Annotated in this window: 18 protein-coding genes; 11 read left to right on the top strand and 7 right to left on the bottom strand. The window is 67.1% G+C overall.

Features of this window, described 5'->3' with window-relative positions:
• Positions 1-8: 8 nt before the first annotated feature.
• Positions 9-314 (bottom strand): flagellar biosynthesis anti-sigma factor FlgM, encoded by a 306-nt coding sequence (gene flgM, locus NX774_RS05665; RefSeq protein ID WP_258821177.1) that lies wholly within the window; start codon positions 312-314, stop codon positions 9-11.
• Positions 315-417: 103 nt separating this feature from the next.
• Positions 418-1,101 (bottom strand): flagellar basal body P-ring formation chaperone FlgA, encoded by a 684-nt coding sequence (gene flgA, locus NX774_RS05660; protein ID WP_258821176.1) that lies wholly within the window; start codon positions 1,099-1,101, stop codon positions 418-420.
• 167 nt (positions 1,102-1,268) lie between these two features.
• Here flgA and flgB point away from each other — a divergent pair, with 167 nt between their 5' ends.
• The 11 genes from flgB to flgL all read left to right on the top strand — a co-directional run bounded on the left by flgB (position 1,269) and on the right by flgL (position 12,107).
• Positions 1,269-1,691, top strand: coding sequence for a flagellar basal body rod protein FlgB (gene flgB, locus NX774_RS05655; RefSeq protein WP_258821175.1), 423 nt, complete (start codon positions 1,269-1,271; stop codon positions 1,689-1,691).
• A gap of 2 nt (positions 1,692-1,693) precedes the next feature.
• The gene (gene flgC / locus NX774_RS05650; RefSeq protein WP_258821174.1) at positions 1,694-2,098 is read left to right on the top strand and encodes a flagellar basal body rod protein FlgC; all 405 of its coding nucleotides are present in this window, start codon (positions 1,694-1,696) and stop codon (positions 2,096-2,098) included.
• Between the two features lie 14 nt (positions 2,099-2,112).
• Entirely contained in the window at positions 2,113-2,832 is a 720-nt protein-coding gene (locus NX774_RS05645; RefSeq protein WP_258821173.1) for a flagellar hook assembly protein FlgD, read from the top strand.
• 31 nt (positions 2,833-2,863) lie between these two features.
• Complete coding sequence (locus NX774_RS05640; RefSeq protein WP_258821172.1) at positions 2,864-4,390, top strand: flagellar hook protein FlgE; 1,527 nt, start codon at positions 2,864-2,866, stop codon at positions 4,388-4,390.
• A gap of 155 nt (positions 4,391-4,545) precedes the next feature.
• The gene (gene flgF, locus NX774_RS05635) at positions 4,546-5,289 is read left to right on the top strand and encodes a flagellar basal-body rod protein FlgF (protein WP_258821171.1); all 744 of its coding nucleotides are present in this window, start codon (positions 4,546-4,548) and stop codon (positions 5,287-5,289) included.
• Positions 5,290-5,353: 64 nt separating this feature from the next.
• Positions 5,354-6,136 (top strand): flagellar basal-body rod protein FlgG, encoded by a 783-nt coding sequence (gene flgG, locus NX774_RS05630; RefSeq protein WP_258821170.1) that lies wholly within the window; start codon positions 5,354-5,356, stop codon positions 6,134-6,136.
• A complete protein-coding gene (locus NX774_RS05625; protein ID WP_258821169.1) occupies positions 6,133-6,777 on the top strand; it encodes a flagellar basal body L-ring protein FlgH in 645 nt (214 codons plus the stop codon). The genes flgG and NX774_RS05625 overlap by 4 nt, the downstream gene beginning before the upstream one ends.
• A gap of 12 nt (positions 6,778-6,789) precedes the next feature.
• Complete coding sequence (locus NX774_RS05620; RefSeq protein ID WP_258821168.1) at positions 6,790-7,893, top strand: flagellar basal body P-ring protein FlgI; 1,104 nt, start codon at positions 6,790-6,792, stop codon at positions 7,891-7,893.
• 9 nt (positions 7,894-7,902) lie between these two features.
• Positions 7,903-8,823 (top strand): flagellar assembly peptidoglycan hydrolase FlgJ, encoded by a 921-nt coding sequence (gene flgJ / locus NX774_RS05615; protein ID WP_258821167.1) that lies wholly within the window; start codon positions 7,903-7,905, stop codon positions 8,821-8,823.
• Between the two features lie 71 nt (positions 8,824-8,894).
• Positions 8,895-10,871, top strand: coding sequence for a flagellar hook-associated protein FlgK (flgK, locus tag NX774_RS05610; RefSeq protein ID WP_258821166.1), 1,977 nt, complete (start codon positions 8,895-8,897; stop codon positions 10,869-10,871).
• 18 nt (positions 10,872-10,889) lie between these two features.
• A complete protein-coding gene (gene flgL, locus NX774_RS05605) occupies positions 10,890-12,107 on the top strand; it encodes a flagellar hook-associated protein FlgL (protein WP_258821165.1) in 1,218 nt (405 codons plus the stop codon).
• 56 nt (positions 12,108-12,163) lie between these two features.
• Here flgL and fliR read toward each other — a convergent pair whose 3' ends face one another.
• The 5 genes from fliR to fliN form a co-directional block, all read right to left on the bottom strand.
• Positions 12,164-13,009 carry a flagellar biosynthetic protein FliR gene (gene fliR / locus NX774_RS05600; protein ID WP_258821164.1) on the bottom strand — a complete coding sequence of 282 codons (846 nt, stop codon included), beginning with the start codon at positions 13,007-13,009 and terminating at the stop codon, positions 12,164-12,166.
• Positions 13,010-13,025: 16 nt separating this feature from the next.
• Entirely contained in the window at positions 13,026-13,295 is a 270-nt protein-coding gene (fliQ, locus tag NX774_RS05595) for a flagellar biosynthesis protein FliQ (protein WP_258821163.1), read from the bottom strand.
• An 8-nt stretch (positions 13,296-13,303) separates the two neighbouring features.
• Positions 13,304-14,044 (bottom strand): flagellar type III secretion system pore protein FliP, encoded by a 741-nt coding sequence (fliP, locus tag NX774_RS05590; RefSeq protein WP_258821162.1) that lies wholly within the window; start codon positions 14,042-14,044, stop codon positions 13,304-13,306.
• A complete protein-coding gene (fliO, locus tag NX774_RS05585; RefSeq protein ID WP_258821161.1) occupies positions 14,034-14,546 on the bottom strand; it encodes a flagellar biosynthetic protein FliO in 513 nt (170 codons plus the stop codon). Before fliO ends, fliP begins: the two co-directional genes overlap by 11 nt.
• A 116-nt stretch (positions 14,547-14,662) precedes the next feature.
• Positions 14,663-15,082 carry a flagellar motor switch protein FliN gene (gene fliN, locus NX774_RS05580; protein ID WP_258821160.1) on the bottom strand — a complete coding sequence of 140 codons (420 nt, stop codon included), beginning with the start codon at positions 15,080-15,082 and terminating at the stop codon, positions 14,663-14,665.
• Between the last annotated feature and the right edge of the window lie 2 nt (positions 15,083-15,084).

The raw sequence follows: 15,084 nt of genomic DNA, 5'->3' as shown, positions 1-15,084 counted from the left end.
CGTCTTTCTTAGCGTTTGCGCGAATGCAGGAGGTCGCGGACGGTTTCAAGCAGGCTGTCGGCCACTTTTTCGGAGTTGACCTTGAACTGGCCGTCGGCGATGGCCGACTTGATCCGCTCCACCTTCTTGGTATCGAACGCACCCGCGCCGCCGACCGCGCCGGCCAGCGCCTGGCCCTGCGACGACAGGCTCACGGTGTCGGTCGGCGCCTGGGTCGGGGGAGCGACTGCCTTGTCCGCGCCCCTGGTGCCCGCCGCCGGCGTACCGGCCGAGGGCAAGCCCTGGTTGCCTTTGAGGGTATCGTTGATTTTCACAGCATCATCCTTGGTCTGACCGAAGCAACAAGCCCCGGCATCTGCAACCGGTAACGGCAGGCCTGGACGAAACTTTAGCACAGCATGGGATTTTTTCGCGCTGTCAGAACGATACGTCAACCACCCCGCCGGCGCGGGCGGTGCCCGAGACCACGGTGCCGTTATTGGTGCGCACCTGCACCACCTGGCCCTCGGCGGCATTGCCGAGCGCCTTGGCTTCGCTCGAGACCGAGAAGTTGCGGCCATTGGACACCAGCCGCACCGCTTGCCCCTGCTGCACCACCGGCCGCGCCTTGAGGATGTCGGTGCGCAGCGGCACGCCCGAGGCCAGCGAGACCAGCGGGGTGCGGCCAACCGCCTGCGCCATCTCGGTCAGGATTCCGTTCGGCATGGCGGCGATGTCGCCCTTTAACAACACCAGCTGCCCGGCCTCGATCGGCTGGCCCTGGGCCAGCGGGACGGCAGTGGCCACGTAGTCGGCCAGCACGCTCACCTGGGCCTGCAGGAAGATGGTCCAGGCCGGCGCGGCGCAGCGCACCCCGACCGTGGTCTTGCCCCAGGCGCGTGCGCCCGGCTGAAGGAAAGCCTCGGGCGCCGGGCAGGCCGGCAGCGCCAGGCGCGCATCGGGCGGGGTGATGCTGACCTTGACCTGGCCGGGCAGGCCGGCGGTCTGGGTGGCCAGGAACTGGTGGGCCACGGCGGGCAGGGCGGCCAGGTTCTGGCGCGGCGGCTGGGCCAGCGCAAGCGGGACGGCCAGCAGCAGGGCGAGGAAGACGGGCAATTTCATGGCAAGCGGGCCGATAGCCTTGGGCGATGCTGCCATCTTAGGGGGCCGGTCCGGGCGGCCAAACCATAAATAGGCCGGGTTTGGCGCGCCTTCTCTATCGATTGGGCACAGGCGTGCGCCCGTATGATCGAACCTGTCATAACAGGAAAAGCCCGGAAAGGCATCCCATGCTCGGCAAACTCGACGACTACCTGCGCTTCCAGGAAACCGCGCTGGCCCTGCGTGCCCAGCGCCAGGAGATCCTTGCCTCGAACATCGCCAACGCGGACACGCCCAACTACAAGGCGCGCGACTTCGATTTCCAGGGCGCCCTGCAGGATGCGCTGACCAAGCAGAGCTCGCCGGCGGGCGTGCTGGCCACCACCAATGCGCGCCATATCCCGCGCGGCACCCCGGATGGCAACACCCTGCCGGACGGCACCCAGCTCCAGTACCGCGTGCCGACCCAGAACACGGTGGACGGCAACACGGTGGACATGGACGTCGAGCGCGCCCAGTTCGCCGACAACGCGCTGCGCTACGAAGCCGGCGTCACCGTGCTCAACCAGCAGATCCGCGCCATGCTCGCGGCAGTGCAAGGAGGCCAGTAATCATGCGTTCGCTCTTTAATATATTCAACGTCGCCGGTTCGGGCATGAGCGCCCAGTCGCAGCGCCTGAACGCGGTCGCGTCCAACCTGGCCAACGCCGACAGCGCCACCAGCAGCACCGGCGAAGCCTACCGCGCCAAGCAGGTGGTGTTCGAATCGGTGCCGATGGAAAGCGGCGGCGCCGGCGTGCGCGTCAAGGAAGTGAAGGACGACCAGTCGCCTTTCAAGAAAGTGTACGACCCCAAGCACCCGCTGGCCGACAAGGACGGCTACGTCAACATGCCGAACGTGAACGTGGTTGACGAGATGGTCAACATGCTGTCGGCGTCGCGCGCGTACCAGAACAACGTCGACACCATGAACGCGGCCAAAGCGATGCTGCTCAAGACTCTCACCCTCGGCTCCTGATCAAGAGGCTCCCCATGTCCGTTACCACTTCCGCCACCGCCAGCACCAGCATGAACGAGCTGATGGCGACCATGAATGGCAAGTCCGCCACCGCCGCCGCCGCCGGCAGCGTGGAAGCCGAAACCAACAAGTTCATGACCATGCTGGTCACCCAGCTCAAGAACCAGGACCCGCTCAACCCGATGGACAACGCCCAGCTCACCAGCCAGCTGGCGCAGCTGAACACGGTTTCGGGCATCAACAAGCTCAACGCCACGCTCGAGACGCTGGCCGGCAGCTACCAGACCACCCAGTCGCTGGCTGCGACCAACCTGATCGGCAAGGGCGTGCTGGTGGACGGCAGCTATGCGGCGCTCTCCAGCGGCCAGAGCGTGTTCGGGGTGGAACTGGGCAGCGCGGCCGACAACGTCAAGGTGATCATCACCGACCCCAAGACCGGCAAGGACGTGCAGACCATCGACCTGGGCGCGAAGGACGCGGGCGTGCTGCCGCTGGCGTGGAACGGCGTGCCCGACCCGAGCAACCTGGATGCCGACGGCAAGCCGGTGGTGCTGCCCGACGGCGCCTACACCATCCGCGTGGTGGCCACCCGCGGCACCGACACGCTGACCGACGCCAAGACACTGTCGCTGGACACCGTGGCCAGCGTGACCACCAACGCCAAGGACGGCGTGAAGCTGAACCTGCCGACCAAGGGCATGGTGACGCTGGCGGACATCAAGCAGGTTTTGTAACAGGCGAACGAATTCAACCGGAGAACAAGTCATGTCTTTTCAACAGGGTCTCAGCGGCCTGAATGGCGCCGCCAAATCGCTCGACGTCATCGGCAACAACATCGCCAACGCCAGCACGGTCGGCTTCAAGGGCTCGCAGGCGCAGTTCGCGGACGTGTACGCCAACTCGCTGAACGGCGCGGGCGGCAACACCGCCGGCATCGGTTCGAAACTGGCCGCCATCGCCCAGCAGTTCACCCAGGGTAACGTCGAGGCGTCGAACAACCCGTTGGACATCGCCATCAACGGTGGTGGCTTTTTCCGCATGACGATGGGCGGCGTGGTGCAGTACACCCGCAACGGCCAGTTCTCGCTGGACAAGGAAGGCTACATGGTCAACGCCCAGGGCGCCAAGCTGACCGGCTACCTGACCGGCAGCAATGGCCAGATCCTGGCCGGCGCCCCGGTGCCGATCAAGATCGACGCCTCCGACCTCAAGCCGGTGGCCACTTCCCGCGTGGACACCCAGATGAACCTGGATTCGCGCGCCAAGGTGCCGGTCGCGATGCCGTTCGACGCCAACGACCCGAACTCGTACAACAAGCAGGTGCCGGTGGACGTGTACGACACCCTCGGCAACGCGCACGTGATGTCGCTGTTCTACGTCAAGTCGGCGACCCCCGGCCAGTGGGACGTGTACGTGGCCAGCGACGGCGTCGAGTGGCAGGCCCAGCAGGTTGCCGCCAAGGCCCAGGGCGACACCACCGCGCAGACCCTGCGCGACAAGTGGGTGGCCGACTCCAAGGCGATTCCGCCGGTGCAGGCCACCATCAGTGCCGACCTGGCGGCCTACGCGGCCCAGGCCGGCAACGTGGTGGCGGCGGCGGCCGGTGCTGCCGGTGCCGACGCCACCGTGCAGGCGGCGATCAACGCGGCCGCGCTGGCCGCCGGCGGCGTGGTCGGCTCCACCCCGGAAGACGTGGACAGGGCGATCGCCGCGGCGGTCAAGGTGCCGCCGGTGTCGGTGGGCCACCTGAACTTCGACGGCAACGGCCAGCTGGTCGCGTCGGCCTCGTCGGCCTTGCCGCTCAAGTTCCAGATGCCGGTGTTCCCGCCCAGCGGCGCCAACGCCACGCTGCCGGTGGACATCCACTTTGCCGGCTCCACCCAGTACGGCGCGGCCACCGCCGAGAAGAACCCGACCACCCAGGACGGCTACACCTCGGGCCACCTGCAGCGCTTTACCGCCGGTCCGGATGGCATCATCCTGGGCCAGTACAGCAACGGCCGCTCGCAGGCGCTGGGCCAGATCGTGCTGGCCAACTTCGAGAATCCCAACGGCCTGACCTCGCTGGGCAACAACGCCTGGGCCGAGACCTCGGCCTCGGGCACGCCGTCGGTGGGGGTGCCGGAGACCGGCAGCCTGGGCGTGCTGCAGTCGTCGGCGGTGGAAAACTCGAACGTGGACCTGACCGCCGAGCTGGTCAACATGATCACCGCCCAGCGCGTGTACCAGGCCAATGCGCAGACCATCAAGACGCAGGACTCGGTGCTGCAGACGCTGGTGAACCTGCGTTGATGAATGATCGCTAACGCACGAAACGTCGTCCCCGCGCAGGCGGGGACCCATGCTGAGTTTGCCGTTGCCGGACACGGTGCGAACCTGCACACTGTCCATGGGTCCCCGCCTGCGCGGGGACGACGTGCGAGCGCTACGGAATTGCGGAGATAACCATGGATCGGCTGATTTACACCGTCGCCAGCGGCACCAAGCACATCCTCGACCAGCAGGCGGTGGTCTCGAACAACCTGGCCAACGTCAGCACCACCGGTTTCCGGGCGCAGATCGATTCGTTCCGCGCGGTGCCGGTGCTGGGCCAGGGCCTGGACACGCGGGTGATGGTGGCCAACGACAACTCGGGCTCCGACATGTCGTCCGGCGCGCTGCAGGTGACCGGGCGCGACCTCGACGTGGCGATCAAGGGCAAGGGTTGGATCGCCCTGCAGATGCCCGACGGCTCCGAGGCCTACACCCGCAACGGCGCGCTGCAGACCAGCCCCAACGGCCTGCTGCAATCGGCCGGCGGCCTGGCCGTGGCGGGCGAGGGCGGCCCGATCACGATCCCGCCCGACGCGTCCGTGATGATCGGTGCCGACGGCACGGTCGCGACCATGCCCGCCGGCACCCCGCCGGCGATTTCGACGGTGCTGGGCAAGATCAAGCTGGTCAACCCGCCGGACAAGGACCTGGTGCGCGGCGACGACGGGCTGTTTCGCCTCAATACCGGCGCCCCCAGCGCCCCGTCCGACCCGCAGGTGACCGTTGCCGGCGGCGCGCTCGAGGGCAGCAACGTCAATCCGGTCGACTCGATGGTCGAGATGATCAACCTGGCGCGCTCCTTCGAAACCCAGATGAGCCTGTTGAAGAACGCCGAGAATAACGCCGCGAAAGCCAGCCAGATCCTCGCTTTGAGTTGAGTTGCTCTCCGCCATAATTTATCGTGCGTGGCGGGTCCCCGTCTGCCGCCGATAGGAGAACAACATGATCCGCTCGCTGTTTATCGCCAAGACCGGCCTCGAGGCCCAGCAGACCAACCTCGACGTCATCACCAACAACCTCGCCAACGTCAGCACCAACGGCTTCAAGCGTTCGCGCGCGGTGTTCGAGGACCTGCTGTACCAGAACATCCGCCAGCCGGGTGCGCAGTCGTCGCAGCAGACCACGCTGCCGTCGGGCCTGCAGATCGGCACCGGCGTGCGCAACGTCGCCACCGAGCGCATCTTCACCCAGGGCAACCCGCAAGCGACCGGTAACAGCAAGGACGTGATGATCAACGGCAGCGGCTTCTTCCAGGTGCTGCTGCCCGACGGCAGCACCGCCTACACCCGCGACGGCTCGTTCCAGATGGATGCCAACGGCCAGCTGGTCACCTCCAGCGGCTACACGATCCAGCCGACCATCACGATTCCCGCCAACGCGCAGGAAATGACGGTCGGGCGCGACGGCGTGGTCTCGGTCAAGCTGCCGGGCAGCGCGGCCCCGATCCAGGTCGGCACGCTGATGGTGACTTCCTTCGTCAACCCGGCCGGCCTGGAAGCGAAGGGCGAGAACCTGTACGTCGAGACCGGCGCTTCCGGCTCGCCCAACACCAACACCCCCGGCACCAATGGCGCCGGCGTGCTGATGCAGGGCTATGTCGAGACCTCGAACGTGAACGTGGTCGAGGAGATGGTCAACATGATCCAGACCCAGCGCGCCTACGAGATCAACAGCAAGGCGATCAACACCTCCGACCAGATGCTGCAACGCCTGTCCCAGTTATGAAACGCCTGACCGCTATCGCGCTCGTGCTGCTGGCCGGCTGCACCAGCGTGCCGACCTCGATCGTGCAGCGCCCGACCAGCTCGCGCCCGATGATGGCCGACGCCGGCGCGGCGGCGGACGGCGCCATCTACAACGCCGGCACCTACCGCCCGATGTTCGAGGACCGGCGCGCGCGCCATATCGGCGACCTGCTCACCATCAACATCGTCGAGAAGACCTCGGCGGTGAAGGCCAACCAGAGCTCGGCCAGCAAGACCGGCAGCGCCTCGTTCGGCGTGCCCGGCCTGGCGCAGGGCCGCTTGGGCGCGACGGTGGGCACCAACTCGGCCAACAAGTCCGAGGACGCCGGCAACCAGAGCAATTCGAACACCTTCAGCGGCACCATCGCGGTCACCGTCAGCGAGGTGCTCCCCAACGGCAACCTGATCGTGACCGGCGAAAAACAGGTGGCGCTGGACCGCAGCATCGAGTACATCCGCTTCTCGGGCATGGTCAGCCCCGATTCCATCCAGCCGGGCAACGTGGTGTCCTCGACCCTGGTGGCCGACGCCCGCGTCGAGTACCGCACCGCCAGCCGTATCGACCGCGCTGAGATGAACTCGATGCTGTCGCGCTTTTTCCAGTCGTTGCTGCCGTTCTGAGGACTTGACCGCATGCGCTCCCCCGTTTTCCTGATCCTGCTCGCCGCCCTGTTCGCGCTGGGCGCGCCGGCGCAGGCCGAGCGCCTGAAGGACATGGCCAGCATTGCCGGCGTGCGCGAGAACCAGTTGTCCGGCTACGGCATCGTGGTCGGCCTGGACGGCACCGGCGACCAGACCACCCAGACCCCGTTCACGGTGCAGGCCATCATGTCGATGCTGCAGCAGAAGGGCGTGACGATGCCGCCCGGCACCCAGCTGCAGCTCAAGAACGTGGCGGCGGTGATGGTGACCACCTCGCTGCCGCCGTTTGCGCAGCCGGGCCAGACCATCGACGTGACCGTCTCGTCGATGGGCAACGCCAAGAGCCTGCGCGGCGGCACGCTGTTGATGACGCCGCTGCAGGGCGCGGACGGCCAGGTGTACGCGATGGCCCAGGGCAACCTGGTGGTCGGCGGCGCCGGCGCCTCCAGCGGCGGCAGCTCGGTGCAGGTCAACACTCTGTCGGTGGGCAAGATCTCCAATGGCGCCACGGTCGAGCGCGCGGTGCCCTCGACCCTGGGCCAGGACAACCAGATCCGCCTGGAGCTCAAGGAAACCGGCTTTGCCACCGCCGCGCGCGTGGTCGAGGCCATCAACGACCAGTTCGGCCCGGGCGTGGCCACCGCGCTGGACGGGCGCGTGATCCGCGTGCGCACCCCGTCCTCGAGCGACCAGCGGGTGGCGTTCCTGGGCCTGCTCGAAGGCATCGACGTGCGCCCGGCCGCGGCTGCCGCCAAGGTCATCATGAACGCACGCACCGGCTCGGTGGTGATGAACCAGAACGTCACCCTGGATGCCTGCGCGATCTCGCACGGCAACCTGTCGGTCACGATCACCTCCGAAAACCAGGTCAGCCAGCCGGCCCCGCTGTCGCTTGGCACCACGGTCGCATCGCAGCAAGCCAAGGTGGAGCTGAAGAAGGACCCGGGCAAGGTGCTGCACGTGCAGGGCGGCGCTTCGCTGGCCGAAGTGGTCAAGGCCATGAACGCGATCGGCGCGACCCCGCAGGACCTGCTGGCGATCCTGCAGGCGCTCAAGGCTGCCGGCGCGCTGCACGCCGAGCTCGAGATCATCTAAGGTAGCCGGATGAGCATCAACAAGACCTCCGACCTGTCCTCGCGGTTTGCACTCGACGCCCAGGCGCTGGGCGACCTGAAGCAGGGGGCCAAGGACGGCTCGCCGGACGCGCTGCGCGGCGCGGCCCAGCAGTTCGAGGCCATGTTCATCAACATGATGATGAAGAGCATGCGCGACGCCACGCCGAAGGACGGGCCGATGGACAGCGAGCAGACCCGCATGTTCACCGGCATGCTCGACCAGCAGATGAGCCAGAACCTGGCCAAGCGCGGCGTCGGCCTGGCCGACGTGCTGGTGCGCCAGCTGACCGCCAACAAAGTCAATGCCCAGGCGCTGGCGCTGTCGGGCGAGGCCGGCGCCGGCGGCACCATGCCGGCCGGCCTGTCCGCCGACATGCTGATGAAGACGCCGGGCGCGCTGCCCGCGGCGGCGGAGGCCGATGCAGCCCCGGCGGCGGCATCGCGGTCGAAGGCGCCGCACGTGCGCTCGTTCCAGGACAAGCTGGCCGCGCACGCGGACGAAGCCGAGAAGGCGACCGGCATCCCGGCCAAGTTCATGCTCGGCCAGGCCGCGTTGGAGTCGGGCTGGGGCAAGCGCGAGATCCGCAACGCCGACGGCAGCCCGAGCCACAACCTGTTCGGCATCAAGGCCGGCCCCGGCTGGAAGGGCAAGGTCGTCACCGCCGTCACCACCGAATACGTCAATGGCAAGGCCCAGGCCAAGGTCGAAAAGTTCCGCGCTTACGACTCGTACGCGGAAGGTTTCAAGGATTATGCCAACATGCTCGCCAGCAACCCGCGCTACCAGCGCGTGCTGGCGCACGGCGGCGACGCGGCGACCTTTGCGCGCGGCCTGCAGCGCGCCGGCTACGCGACCGACCCGCAATATGCCGCCAAGCTGTCCCAGATTATCAAGCATTCGCTGGCGTAATTGTTAGTTGAACAAGTCAAGTTTCCGGTAGCCGTGCCGAAAACGCCTTAGGAAGGAAAGAAAAGACGACCATGGCTGGAGATATCCTCAGTATCGGCAAGAGCGCACTGTTCGCGGCACAGGCCGGCCTGTCCACGACCGGGCACAACATCGCCAACGCCAACGTGGCCGGCTACAGCCGCCAGGTGGTGGTGCAGTCCACCACCGTGCCGGTGGACATGGGTGTGGGCTTTTTCGGCACTGGCACCCAGGTGGCCCAGATCAAGCGCTTTTCGGATTCCTTCCTCGACACCCAGGTGCGCAGCTCGCAGACGGCCAAGAGCGCCTTTGATGCCTTCAACGCCCAGATCAGCCAGCTGGACAACCTGCTGGCCGACAGCAGCGCCGGCCTGTCGCCCGCGCTGCAGGCCTTCTTCAAGCGCGTGCAGGACGTGGCCGGCAACCAGGCCTCGGTGCAGTCGCGCCAGTCGATGCTGTCCGGGGCCCAGACCCTGGCCGGGCGCTTCCAGGCGATGGACGGCCGGCTGCAGGAGATCCGCGAAGGCATCAACAGCCAGATCGCGGCCAACGTCACCGTCATCAACTCCTACGCCCAGCAGATCGCCGACCTGAACGACCAGATCACCGGCGTGTCCGGCGACGGCCAGCACTTGCCGAACGACCTGCTGGACAAGCGCGACCAGCTGGTGCGCGAACTGAACCAGCATGTGAAGGCCGAGGTGTCGCAAGGCGACGGCTTCAGCCTGACGGTTTCGATCGGCAACGGCATGCCGCTGGTGGTAGGCAAGCAGTCCTACAAGCTGGCGGTGACCACCTCGCCGACCGACCAGGCGCGTACCGAGGTGGGCCTGCAAACGGCCAACGGCAAGGTTACCGTGCTGGGCGACAGCACGCTGCAGGGCGGCGAGCTGGGCGGCCTGCTCGATTTCCGCACGAACGTGCTGGACAAGACCCAGAACGAGCTGGGCAAGGTGGCGGCCGGCCTGGCCTTCACCTTCAATGCGCAGCACAAGCTGGGCGTGGATGAGAACGGCCTGCCGGGCGGCGATTTCTTCACGCTGGCCAAGCCGGTTACCACCAGCAACATCTACAACAACCAGCTCAGCAGCGCCAAGGTCGATGCCACCATCAGCAACCCGGCCGCGCTGACGGGCAGCGACTACCGGGTCGATTACGACGGCGCCAATTTCATGGTCACGCGCCTGTCGGACAACAAGAAGACCACCATCGCGCCATTTCCGCAATCCAAGCCGCAGACCATCGACGGCGTGGATTTCGCAGTGTCCGGCTCGGCTTCCGCCGGCGACAACTTCCTGGTGCGGCCGACCATCAACGGCGCTTCGGGCTTCGCGGTGGCGTTGACCGACACCTCGCAGATCGCGGCGGCCGCGCCGATCTCCGCCAAGGCGCCGGTGACCAACACCGGCACCGCCACCATCAGCCCGGGCTCGATCGACGCCAGCTTCCTGTCCGCCGCGCCGACACTGCCGATGACGCTGACCTACGACGCGGCCAGCGGCAACCTGACCGGCTTCGACCCGGCGAAGCCGGTGACGGTGACGGTGAACGGTACGAGCACCACCTACCCGGCATCGCCGCCGCCGGCCGCGCCGACCGCAATTCCCTACGCCACCGCCGGCGCGACCTATTCGCAGAACGGCATGACGTTCACGATCAGCGCCGGCGCCAAGGACAAGGATACCTTCGTCGTCAGCACCAACACCGCCACCGGCGACGTGCGCAACGCCAACCTGCTGGGCAGCCTGCAGAGCACCAATATCTTCGACAACAAGAACGCCACCTACCAGTCGAGCTATGCCAAGCTGGTCAGCTTTGTGGGTAACAAGGCGCGCGAGTCGCAGGTCAACGGCCAGGCGGCCGACGCCATGCTGTCGCAGGCGACCGCCGCGGCGCAAAGCGTGTCGGGCGTGAACCTGGACGAGGAGGCGACCAACCTGCTGCGCTACCAGCAGGCCTACCAGGCAGCGGGCAAGGTGATGCAGATCGCGTCGAGCGTATTCGACGCACTGCTGTCGATCGGACACTAATCAGCGGAGCTCCAGTCCATGCGTATCAGTACCGCCGGCATCTTCGACGCCAGCATCAACCAGATGAACAGCCTGCAGGGCCAGCTCGCCAAGACCCAGATGCAGCTGTCCACCCAGAAGCGCCTGCTCACGCCTTCGGACGACCCGGTGGCCTCGGCGCGCGCGCTGGAGGTGACCCAGTCGCAGGCGATGAACGAGCAGTTCGCGACCAACCGCACCAACGCGCGCAATTCGCTGGCGCAGGAGGATGGTGCCCTGTCGAACGTGGCCAACCTGCTGACCAACGTGAAGACGCTGGTGGTCCGGGCCGGCAACCCGGCGCTGTCGCCAACCGACCGCAACTCGCTGGCCACCGAACTGGAGGGGCGCCTGAAGGACTTGATCGGCCTGGCCAACACCACCGACGGCTCGGGCACCTACCTGTTCTCGGGCTACGAGGTCAAGACGGCGCCGTTCACCCAGACCGCCACCGGCGCCACCTACAACGGCGACCAAGGCCAGCGCGATTTGCAGATCGGCCCGTCGCGCACGGTGTCGATCAGCGATTCGGGCAGCGCGATCTTCGAGAACAACGTGGCGGCCATCGGCACCTTCAAGGCCGGCGCGGCGGCCGGCAACACGGGCGCCGCCACGCTGGACAGCAGCATGATCCTCGACCGCAGCAAGCTGACCGGGCATGACTACGCGCTGAAGTTCACGGTGACCGGCACCGGCACCACCTACGACGTGATCGACAACAGCCAGGTTCCCGCCGCCACCGTGAAGAGCGCCCAACCCTATGTGGACGGCGACCCGATCGTGTTCGACGGCCTGCAGCTGACCGTCAAGGGCGCGCCGGCCGACGGCGACCAGTTCGACGTGAACGCGATCAAGAAGCAGTCCGTCTTCACGACCCTGCAGGACCTGGTGCAGACCCTGCGCTCGCCGGTCTCCGGCACCAACGGACAGACCGGTTTGGCCAATGCGCTGGCGGTCGCCAACGACAACGTGACCACTGCCATGGACACGGCGCTGACGGTGCAGTCGTCGGTGGGTGTGCGGCTGCAGGAACTGGACACGCTGGATACGGCCGGCGACCAGCTCGACCTGCAGTATGCGAGCACGCTGTCGGACCTGCAGGACCTGGACGTGGTCAAGGCGATCTCGATGTTCTCGCAGCAGCAGAGCGCGCTGGAAGCGGCGCAGAAGTCGTTCAAGGTGATGTCCGGGCTGTCGCTGTTCAACTACATCGGCTGACGCCGGCGCTCGCCGCTCTTGGCTCAAAGGCTCCCCCGCGCGGGAGCCTTTTTGTTTTACGGCGCCACTGGCGCCTTCGCCCCGGACAGGGCGGGGATCGCTGCCTGTGCCGGCGCCTTGGTCTGGCTCGCGCGCGGGATCGCACGGCTTTCCTCGATGCCCTGGTTGAACAGGTTGACGATCGGCGTGCCCAGGTAGGGCAGCACCAGGCTGATCACCAGCAGGCCCACCCCCAGCGTGACCGGAAAGCCGATGCCGAACAGGTTCAGCTGCGGCGCGGCGCGGGTCAGGATGCCCAGCGCCACGTTGGTGATCAGGAGCGCCGCCACGATCGGCAGCGACAGCTGGAAGCCGGCGGAAAACACGCGCGCGCCCCAGCGCGCCAGCTCGAGCGGGCCATTGGCGCCGAACGGCGGCCCGCCCACCGGCAGCGTGAAGAAGCTTTCGACCAGCGCCGACAGCAGCGCCAGGTGCGCGTTCACCGCCAGGAAGGCCATCATCGACACCAGCGCCAGGAATTGGCTGATCGCCGACGAGCGGCCCGACGAGGACGGATCGAAGAAGGTGGCAAAGCCCAGGCCCATGGTCAGGCTGGCCACTTCGCCGGCCAGCTCGATGGCGGCGAACACCAGGCGCATCGCAAAGCCCATCGCCAGCCCGACCACCAGCTGCTGCAGCAGGATCAACAGGCCCGCCCACGAGCCGGGATCGATCGCCGGCATCGGCGGCAGGGTGGGCGCGACCACCAGCGTGATGAGCGCCCCCAACGAGACCTTGACCGTGACCGGGATGGCGGTGTTGCCGAACACCGGCGCGGCCGCCACCAGGCCGAGGATGCGCGTCAGCGGCCACAGGAAGGCCGCCATCCAGGCGTTCAGTTGGACCGAAGTGAAGCTGATCATGCGCGAGGCGGCGAGCCTAGCCGATCATGCCGGGGATGCCGGAAAAGACCTGGCGCATGTAGTCGAGCATGACCGACAGCATCCACGGCCCGGCGATCACCAGTGCGACGAAAATGCCGACCAGCTTGGGGATGAAGGACAGGGTGGCCTCGTTGATCTGCGTCGCGGCCTGGAAGATCGAGACGATCAGGCCGATGATGAGCGCGACCAGCAGCAGCGGCGCGGCGACCATCAGCGTCACCTCCATCGCGGTGCGGCCCATGGTCATGACGGTTTCGGGAGTCATGGCCGTTCCTAGTAAAAGCTCTGCGAGAGCGAGCCGAGCAGCAGCTGCCAGCCGTCCACCAGCACGAACAGCATCAGCTTGAACGGCAGCGAGATCACTGCCGGCGACATCATCATCATACCCATCGACATGAGCACCGAGGCGACCACCATGTCGATGATCAGGAACGGGATGAAGATCGCAAAGCCGATCTGGAACGCGGTCTTCAGTTCGCTGGTGACGAAGGCCGGGATCAGTACGCGCAGCGGCACGTCCTCCGGCCCCTGCAGGGCGGGACTATGCGAGATCTTCACGAACAGGGCCAGGTCCGACTGGCGGGTCTGCTTGATCATGAAGGCCTTCAGCGGCGCGGCGCCGCGCTGCATGGCCTCGTCCATCTGGATCTTGTTCTCCTGCAGCGGCTGGTAGGCCTCGGTATAGACCTTGTCGAAGGTCGGCCCCATCACGAACAGCGTCAGGAACAGCGACAGGCCGACGATCACCTGGTTGGGCGGCGCGGTCTGGGTGCCCAGCGCCTGGCGCAGCAGCGACAGCACGATCACGATGCGCGTAAAGCTGGTCATCATCAGGAGCGCGGCCGGGATGAACGACAGCGCCGTCATCAGGAGCAGCGTCTGGACCGGCAGCGAGTAGTTGGTGCCGCCACCGGCGGCGGGGGTGCTGGTGAAGGCGGGGATGCCGGGCGCGGCGGCGGCCGCCAGCGGCAGGAGCAGCATGCCCGCCGCCAGCAGGAGATTCTTATTTCGCATTACGTTTTTCAAGGGTCTGTTTGAGCCAGTCGCCAAAGCCGGCCGGCACGCTCGCGGCCATGCCCGGGGGCGCGGGCGGGAGCTCCTGCCTGGGCATGGTCGACAGCACGTTGACGCGGCCAGGGGAGGCGCCGACCACGATCCACTGGTCGGCCACTTCGACCACCAGGATGCGTTCGCGCCCGCCCAGCGACAGGGCGCCGACGATGCGCAGGTTGGCCGTGCCGCCCATGGCGCGCGGGCCGAAGCGCTTGGCCAGCCAGGCCAGGCCCGCCAGCAGGGCCAGCACGAAGCACAGCGCGAGCAGCGTTTGCAGCAGGCCGCCGGCGGCAGGCGCGGCGGGTGGCTGGTAGGTGGCCTGCGGCGCCGGCTGGGCCGGCGCGGGGGCGGGCGTGCTTGCCTGCGGCGCCGTCGCCACGCTGGCGCTGGTTTGTGCCTGGTCGCTTACGGCGCCCGGTTGTTGGACCTGTGCGTACGACGGCAGGCAAAGCCCGGCCGCCAAGGCAAGCGCCGCCGCCGCCCGTAGGGTGGGCACTCGTGCCCACGCGCTACGTGCGCGCGTCGCGTGTGCCCGCGTGGGCACGAGTGCCCACCCTACGAAACGGCGAATCGCTGAAATCATTTATTCAGTTTCCGCACGCGCTCCGACGGCGAGATGATGTCGGTCAGGCGGATGCCGAACTTGTCGTTCACGACCACCACCTCGCCCTGCGCGATCAGGCAGCCGTTGACCAGCACGTCCATCGGCTCGCCGGCCAGGCCGTCCAGCTCCACCACCGAGCCCTGCGCCAGCTGCAGCAGGTTCTTGATCGCGATCTTGGTGCGGCCCAGCTCCACGGTGAGCTGCACCGGGATGTCGAGGATGAAGTCGATGTCGTTGGGCGTCTCGTTGCGCGCGCCCTTGTTGGAGAAGTCCTTGAACACGGCGGCCTGCGCCGCCTGCTGCTTCTCGAGGGCGGCCGCTTCGGCAGCGGCCTGCTCGGCAATCGCCGCGCCCCAATCGTCGTCGAGGTTCTGGTCGTCCTGGGTATCAGACATTG

Source organism: Massilia agilis (genome assembly GCF_024756255.1).
Classification (GTDB): domain Bacteria; phylum Pseudomonadota; class Gammaproteobacteria; order Burkholderiales; family Burkholderiaceae_D; genus Telluria; species Telluria agilis.
This window is presented reverse-complemented; position numbering and strand designations above follow the sequence as displayed.

Bases quoted from the DNA above. Each gene is read 5' to 3' on its own strand.
- NX774_RS05645 (WP_258821173.1), top strand. From the start codon at position 2,113: ATGTCCGTTACCACTTCCGCCACCGCCAGCACCAGCATGAACGAGCTG.
- NX774_RS05640 (WP_258821172.1), top strand. From the start codon at position 2,864: ATGTCTTTTCAACAGGGTCTCAGCGGCCTGAATGGCGCCGCCAAATCG.
- flgG (WP_258821170.1), top strand. From the start codon at position 5,354: ATGATCCGCTCGCTGTTTATCGCCAAGACCGGCCTCGAGGCCCAGCAG.
- NX774_RS05625 (WP_258821169.1), top strand. From the start codon at position 6,133: ATGAAACGCCTGACCGCTATCGCGCTCGTGCTGCTGGCCGGCTGCACC.
- fliN (WP_258821160.1), bottom strand. From the start codon at position 15,082: ATGTCTGATACCCAGGACGACCAGAACCTCGACGACGATTGGGGCGCG.
- flgJ (WP_258821167.1), top strand. From the start codon at position 7,903: ATGAGCATCAACAAGACCTCCGACCTGTCCTCGCGGTTTGCACTCGAC.
- flgF (WP_258821171.1), top strand. From the start codon at position 4,546: ATGGATCGGCTGATTTACACCGTCGCCAGCGGCACCAAGCACATCCTC.
- flgB (WP_258821175.1), top strand. From the start codon at position 1,269: ATGCTCGGCAAACTCGACGACTACCTGCGCTTCCAGGAAACCGCGCTG.
- flgC (WP_258821174.1), top strand. From the start codon at position 1,694: ATGCGTTCGCTCTTTAATATATTCAACGTCGCCGGTTCGGGCATGAGC.
- fliQ (WP_258821163.1), bottom strand. From the start codon at position 13,295: ATGACTCCCGAAACCGTCATGACCATGGGCCGCACCGCGATGGAGGTG.
- fliP (WP_258821162.1), bottom strand. From the start codon at position 14,044: ATGCGAAATAAGAATCTCCTGCTGGCGGCGGGCATGCTGCTCCTGCCG.
- fliR (WP_258821164.1), bottom strand. From the start codon at position 13,009: ATGATCAGCTTCACTTCGGTCCAACTGAACGCCTGGATGGCGGCCTTC.
- flgL (WP_258821165.1), top strand. From the start codon at position 10,890: ATGCGTATCAGTACCGCCGGCATCTTCGACGCCAGCATCAACCAGATG.
- flgA (WP_258821176.1), bottom strand. From the start codon at position 1,101: ATGAAATTGCCCGTCTTCCTCGCCCTGCTGCTGGCCGTCCCGCTTGCG.
- flgK (WP_258821166.1), top strand. From the start codon at position 8,895: ATGGCTGGAGATATCCTCAGTATCGGCAAGAGCGCACTGTTCGCGGCA.
- NX774_RS05620 (WP_258821168.1), top strand. From the start codon at position 6,790: ATGCGCTCCCCCGTTTTCCTGATCCTGCTCGCCGCCCTGTTCGCGCTG.